The organism is Mesorhizobium silamurunense (assembly GCF_014843905.1).
GTDB classification, from domain to species: Bacteria; Pseudomonadota; Alphaproteobacteria; order Rhizobiales; family Rhizobiaceae; genus Mesorhizobium; species Mesorhizobium silamurunense.
Window position 1 is genome coordinate 1 of sequence record NZ_LPVS01000233.1, and the last position, 6,258, is coordinate 6,258.

The 6,258-nt window shown below is 64.8% G+C and carries 4 protein-coding genes and 1 pseudogene; 3 read left to right on the forward strand and 2 right to left on the reverse strand.

Annotated elements, in window-relative coordinates; genetic code table 11:
• Window positions 1-47: 47 nt before the first annotated feature.
• Window positions 48-305: pseudogene (locus AU465_RS33440) on the forward strand (TetR/AcrR family transcriptional regulator); the annotation flags it as partial.
• Window positions 306-317: 12 nt separating this feature from the next.
• Here the strand turns inward: AU465_RS33440 and AU465_RS33445 are convergent.
• Window positions 318-3,803, reverse strand: a complete 3,486-nt coding sequence (locus tag AU465_RS33445) for a PAS domain-containing hybrid sensor histidine kinase/response regulator (protein ID WP_192257329.1) — start codon at window positions 3,801-3,803, stop codon at window positions 318-320.
• A gap of 338 nt (window positions 3,804-4,141) precedes the next feature.
• Here AU465_RS33445 and mscL point away from each other — a divergent pair, with 338 nt between their 5' ends.
• Together mscL and AU465_RS33455 are read left to right on the forward strand one after the other, a co-directional pair.
• Complete coding sequence (gene mscL / locus AU465_RS33450) at window positions 4,142-4,564, forward strand: large conductance mechanosensitive channel protein MscL (RefSeq protein WP_192257331.1); 423 nt, start codon at window positions 4,142-4,144, stop codon at window positions 4,562-4,564.
• Window positions 4,565-4,675: 111 nt separating this feature from the next.
• Entirely contained in the window at window positions 4,676-5,842 is a 1,167-nt protein-coding gene (locus tag AU465_RS33455) for a pyridoxal phosphate-dependent aminotransferase (RefSeq protein WP_192257332.1), read from the forward strand.
• Between the two features lie 10 nt (window positions 5,843-5,852).
• On the opposite strand, the gene AU465_RS33460 is transcribed toward AU465_RS33455, so the two are convergent.
• Window positions 5,853-6,258, reverse strand: a 406-nt coding sequence (locus tag AU465_RS33460; RefSeq protein WP_192257333.1) for an aminotransferase class I/II-fold pyridoxal phosphate-dependent enzyme, incomplete at its 5' end; no start/stop codon positions are given.

Sequence of the window (6,258 nt, forward strand, 5' to 3'; positions counted from 1 at the left end):
GACCCCGAAACCTTACCTGAGTTCCGCCGCCCGTCGCCTCATGGGATCTTTATCGGGACGCGCCAGAGGCCCAGGAGGCAAGGGCCATGGCGAACCGCACGGTCGAAGTCTTCATGCAGGAGACGCTGCCTGCGGCTTCGGATCCTGTTCGCGACCTGGCCGGAGAGCTGATCATCGAGACGCTCAGCGCTGTGGGAGCGGATTTTTCGGCAAATCCGCGCACGTCAGCCGAGATCGAAACCTATTCCGATGCGCTCGCCGACATGTTTTGCGCCTATCTCAGAAGCCTGGGATACCAAGGGTAGGCAGAAAGAGGATTACTCCGCCGCCGGCGCCAGCGCCCTGACGCGCGCCATCATCGAGCGCAGGACGGCCGGCTTCAGCGGCTTGTTGACCACCGGAATATCGAGGTTGCCTGCGGCCGTGCGCACCTCGCTGGAACGGTCGGCGGTGACCAATACGCAAGGCAGGTCCTGGCCGTAGGCGGCGCGCAGCCTGTGAATCGCGTCGAGCCCGGTGCCGCCGTCGAGATGGTAGTCGGCAAGCACCACATCCGGCCTCACCGCGCTGGGGCGCATGAGGTCTGCCGATCCCGAAGCGGTCTCGACGCTGCAGCCCCAGCCTTCGAGCAGCAGCCGCATGCCGTCGAGGATGCGCGCGTCGTTGTCGATGCACAGCACATTGAGTCCGGCAAGTGAGGATGCCGCGCGCGTCGGCGCCTTCCCGACCTCGCGCGGCGGCGCCGCGATCGCCGCAATCGGCAGGATGACCGAAAAGCGCGTGCCCTTGCCCGGATTGGAGAAGATGCGGATTTCAAGCCTCAGCACCCTGGCGATGCGATCGACGATGGAAAGGCCGAGACCGAGGCCTTCGGCTTCGCGCGCGCCTTCGTCCAGCCGCGTGAATTCGTGGAAGACGGTGTTCAATTTGTCGCCGGCAATGCCGATGCCGGTGTCGATCACCTGGATCTCGGCCAGCTCGCCGCGCCGCCTGACACCCACCAGTATGCGACCGTCGCGCGTGTATTTGATCGCGTTGGAAACCAGATTCTGGATCAGCCGGCGAAGCAGATTGCGGTCGGTCATGACGCCAAGCGAGGACGGCATGATTTTCAGCCCGAGCTTCTTTTCGGCGGCGAGCGGGCGAAAATCGTTGCCGATCTGGCCAAGCAGCCCGCCGAGGCTGAAGGCGGTGTCCTCGGGCTTCAACGCGCCGGCGTCGAGCCGCGAGATGTCGAGCACCGCGCCGAGGATGGTCTCGACCGACTCCAAAGAGGATTCGATGTTGATGGCGGCCTTGCCGGCTCGACCCTTGCCGGCTTTTTCGATCAGCGACGAGCAATAGAGCCGGGCGGCATTCAGCGGCTGCAGGATGTCGTGGCCGGCGGCGGCGAGGAAGCGCGTCTTGCTGAGGTTGGCTTCCTCGGCCAGCATCTGCGCCTGCGCCAGCTCCTCGTTGACGCGGGTAAGCTCGGCGGTGCGACTCTTGACCCGCTGCTCCAGCGATTCATTGGCCCGCTTCAGCGCCAGGTCCTGCTCGACGCGGCCGGAAATATCGGCATAGGTGGCGACGATGCCGCCGTCCGGCATCGGGTTGGAGCGCAGCTCCAGGATGCGGCCGCTGGTCCTGAGCTCCATCTGCCACGGGCTGACGAAACTGGTCAGCCGGTTGAGCATCGTCATCCGCTGGTCGGCGGGGATGTCGCCGCGCTCGGCGAGATGGTGGAGAATCTGGTCGAGCGAGACGCCCACCTGGCCCATCTCGTCCGGCAGGTCGAACAGCGCCCGGTATTGCCGATTCCAGCAGATCAGCCGGAAATCCCGGTCGAAGACGGTGATGCCCTGCTCCATCTGGTCGAGCGCGATCTGCAACAGGTCGCGGTTGTGCTGCAGCGCCTCGGTGGCGTCGTCGAGCAGCCGGAAGGCGTCCTTGGAGTCGCGGTCGTTGCGGCGGAAGAGCAGCGACAGGATAAGGCGCGCCGAGGACGAGCCGACGGCGCTCGCCAGCAACTGCTCCGAGAAGCGGATGACGTCCATGCTGGCCTGTTCCTTGCCGTGCAGGGAGACGTTCGCGTTCTTCTCGAAAGACTGGAAGGAGCGCTCGGTGCGCTCGACGCCGAGATAGCGGGAGATCGTGTCCTTGAGGTCGTTGACGGTGACGGCGGTGCGGAAGCGGCGCAGGCTCGGCATCGGGCCCGCCTCGCGCGGCACGAAGATCGCCGCCTGGATGCGTTCCAGCGGCACGGATGCACGGGACAGCGAGCCCAGCACGAAGAACAGCGCGTTGACCGACAGGCTCCACAACACCCCATGGTTCAGCGGCTCGCCGACGGTGCCGAACAGCGCCTGCGGCCTGAGCGCCTCGAAGCCGAACAGACCATGGACGACGATCTCGGTGTCGGAGGCCAGCAGTGAAGGCAGGAGCAGCGTATAGCCCCACACCAGGATGCCGGCGACCATGCCGAGCGCGGCGCCGCGCCCGTTGGCGCGGCGCCAGATCAGCCCGCCGATCAGCGCCGGCGCGAATTGGGCGATCGCGGCAAACGACATCAGCCCGATCGAGGACAGCCGCGCGCTGTTGGTGCTCTCGCGGTAGTAGAGGAAGGCGATGAACAGCATGATGAAGATCGACGCCCGCCTGACGTTCAGGATCAGCGTCGACCAGTCCTCATTGTCGGAAGAAGGGGTCTTGAGCAGCCGGCGCACGAACAGCGGGATGACAAGGTCGTTTGAGATCATGATCGACAGCGCTACGCTCTCGACGATGACCATTGCGGTCGCCGCCGACAGGCCGCCGATGAAGGCGGCCATGGCGAGCACGTCGTGGCCGCTGAACAGCGGCAGCGACAGCACATAGAGGTCGCTGCTGGTCCTGGTACCGACCAGCGACAGCCCGGCAAAGGCGATCGGCAGCACGAACAGGTTGATCGCCACGAGATAGAGCGGGAACACCCAGGTCGCGGTGCGCAGTTCGGCCTCGCTGCGGTTCTCCACGATGGTGACGTAGAATTGGCGCGGCAGCATGAGGATGGCAAAACCGCTGAGGCAGGTCAGCACCAGCCAGGTTGCCAAGGAGGTGCCGTAGCCCATCGCCTGCCGGGCCTGCGCGTTGTCGGCGAGCTTGTCGAACATGTCGCCGGGGCCGCCGAAGACCAGGAAGGTCACCATCAGGCCGATGGCGAGGAAAGCCGCGAGCTTGACCACGGTCTCGACCGCCACCGCCAGCACCAGCCCGTCTTGGTGCTCGGTGGCGTCGGCGTGGCGGGTGCCGAACAGCACCGCAAACAGCGCCAGCAGCATCGCCACCACCAGCGAGATGTCGCTCACAAAAGGATCGAAAGAGGGCGGCGAACCGGTATAGTGCTCGATCATCAGGCTGACCGAGCCGGAGATCGCCTTCAGCTGCAGCGCGATGTAGGGCACGGCGCCGATGGTGGCGATCAGCGTCGCGATCGCGGCGACGGTAAAACTCTTGCCGTAGCGTGCGCCGAGGAAGTCGGCGATCGAGGTGATCTTCTCGCTCTTGGCCAACCGGACGATGCGGTTGAGCAGCGGGAAGCCGAACACGAAGACCAGCACCGGGCCGGTGTAGATGCCGAGGAATTCGAGGCCCCGCTCGGAGGAAAGCCCGACCGAGCCGAAGAAGGTCCAGGAGGTGCAGTAGATGGCGAGGCTGAGCGCATAGATGAAGGGGCGCGCCCGGCCGAGCCCGGCTGCCACCGAGCGCCGGTCGCCGATGCTCGCAATGGCGAAAAGCAGCGTCACATAGGCGATCGCGATGATGACGACGAACCAGCCTTGCACGGTTCGAACTTCCTCCCTGACCGGTCCTCACCCGGTCCGCCCGAGCAATTCCAGGAAAAGTGTGTCGCGGTTTTCCGTCCGGAATTGCGTAAGAACAAATACTTAGAGCGGTCCAGCGTTTCCATCAAACGCTGGACCGGTCTAGACGCAACCACAGCTTGGAGCCCAAGTCCATCGCGGCTTTCGGCGCATATGTGCGCGACGACGCGGCGTGTGACACAAAGCTATGGCTTCGCCCTTTTTCCGGTTTTGCAACCGGGGGGGTTTGTTATTGTGGCTTCGGGTCGGCGCCGGAGAGTCGGGGCGGCAGCGCGGCCTGTCATGGCAAGGAGGGTCGAATGCTGAAAGAATTCCAGGAATTCATTTCCAAGGGCAATGTCATGGACCTGGCCGTCGGCGTCATCATCGGCGCCGCCTTCGGCAAGATCGTCACTTCCCTGGTCGACGACGTCATCATGCCGATCGTCGGTGCGATCTTCGGCGGACTGGACTTCAACAACTACTTCTTCGGACTGTCCTCGAACGTCCACTCGACCTCACTGGCTGAAGCCAAGAAGGAAGGCGCCGTTTTCGCTTATGGCAGCTTCATCACCGCGGTGCTGAACTTCCTCATCCTTGCCTTCATCATCTTCCTGATGGTCAAGGCCGTGAACAATCTGCGCAAGCGGCTGGAGCGCGAGAAGCCCGCCGCCGCTGCAGCACCGCCTCCAGCCGATGTCCAGCTTCTGACTGAAATCCGCGACCTGCTCGCCAAGAAATAATCTCAAGGCGGACACGCTGGACCAAAACCCCGGCCGTTCGCGGCCGGGGTTTTCTGTTTGCGGCTGTCGTAAAAGACGTTAGCAGTCGTGGAAAACCGGACGGATTGTTGCATGACCCTGATCCAGACCTTGCGCACCGAGGCCCGCGCCGCTCCCGAAAGCGGCATTGTCGCCGTCGTCAACCACGGTCGCTTGCGCGAAGGCCTGATCCCGCTCTGGGCCGGCGAGGGCGACCTGCCAACGCCTTCCTTCATCAGCGACGCAGCCGCCCGGGGATTGGCCGCCGGCGAGACCTTCTACACCTGGCAGAAAGGCATTCCCGAGCTCAGGCAAGCGCTCGCCCGCTACTACGCCAGGCATTTCGGAAAACGCTTCGCCGAGGAAGAATTCATCGTCACCGCTTCCGGCATGCACGCCATCCAATTGGCGATCGACGCCATCGCCGGTAGCGGCGACGAGGTGATCTACCTGTCGCCGGCCTGGCCGAATTTCGCCGCCGCCGCCGGCGTTGCCGGCGCTGTTCCGGTTGCGGTCACGCTCGACCAGTCCGGCAATGGCTGGTCCTGCGACATCGACAAGATCGCGTCCGCCGTCACGTCGCGGACGAAGGCGCTGCTCATCAACACGCCCTCGAACCCGACCGGCTGGACCGCCGACAAGGAAACTCTTCAAGCAATCCTCGATCTGGCCCGCGCCCGCAATCTCTGGATCATCGCCGACGAGATCTATGCGCTGTTCCACTATGGCCATGGCCGTGCGCCGTCCTTCCTCGACATCGCCACGGACGAGGACCGCATCCTGTTTGTCAACAGCTTCTCCAAGAACTGGGCGATGACCGGCTGGCGCGTCGGCTGGATCAAGACCCATCCCGCCTTGCAGCAGGTGTTCGAGAACCTGATCCAGTATTCGACTTCGGGCGTCGCGCAGTTCATGCAGCGCGGCGCGGTCGCCGCCCTCGACGAGGGCGACGGCTTCATCGTCGAACAGGTCGAGCGTGCACGCGCCGCGCGCGACCTCGTCTGCGATATCCTGGGCGCAACCGGCAAGGCGCGCTTCACCGTGCCGCAAGGCGCGTTCTACCTGTTCTTCACCGTCGACGGTATCACCGATTCCCGCACCGCCGCCTTCGACATCGTCGACAACGCCAATGTCGGCGTGGCGCCTGGCACGGCCTTCGGCCCCGGCGGCGAGGCCTTCCTCAGGCTATGCTTCCACCGCCGCCTCGATCAGCTCGAGGAAGCGGCGCATCGCCTGGCGAAATGGATGAAGACGGTGTGAGGAGGCGGCTTCACCCGCCTGACTTCGGCACCAGCAGCGGAATGATGCGGTCGCTCTTGGCCACCGAAGGGCGCCCGGAGGCGGCATAGGGGATGCCGAGAGCGTCCCAGGTCTCGACCAGCGCGTCCTGCAATTCGGCGATCAGCGCGTCCGAATGGAACGGCGTCGGCGTGATGCGCAGCCGCTCGGTGCCGCGCGGCACCGTCGGATAGTTGATCGGCTGGATGTAGATGCCGTGGACGCCGAGCAGGCGGTCGCTCGCCATCTTGCAGAGCTCGGGATCGCCGACCAGCACCGGCACGATATGGGTGGAGGATTCCATCACCGGCAGGCCGGCGGCGGCGAGAACCTTCTTCGTGCGCGCAGCCTGGCGCTGCTGCGCGTCGCGCTCGGCCTGCGAGCGCTTGAGATGCCTG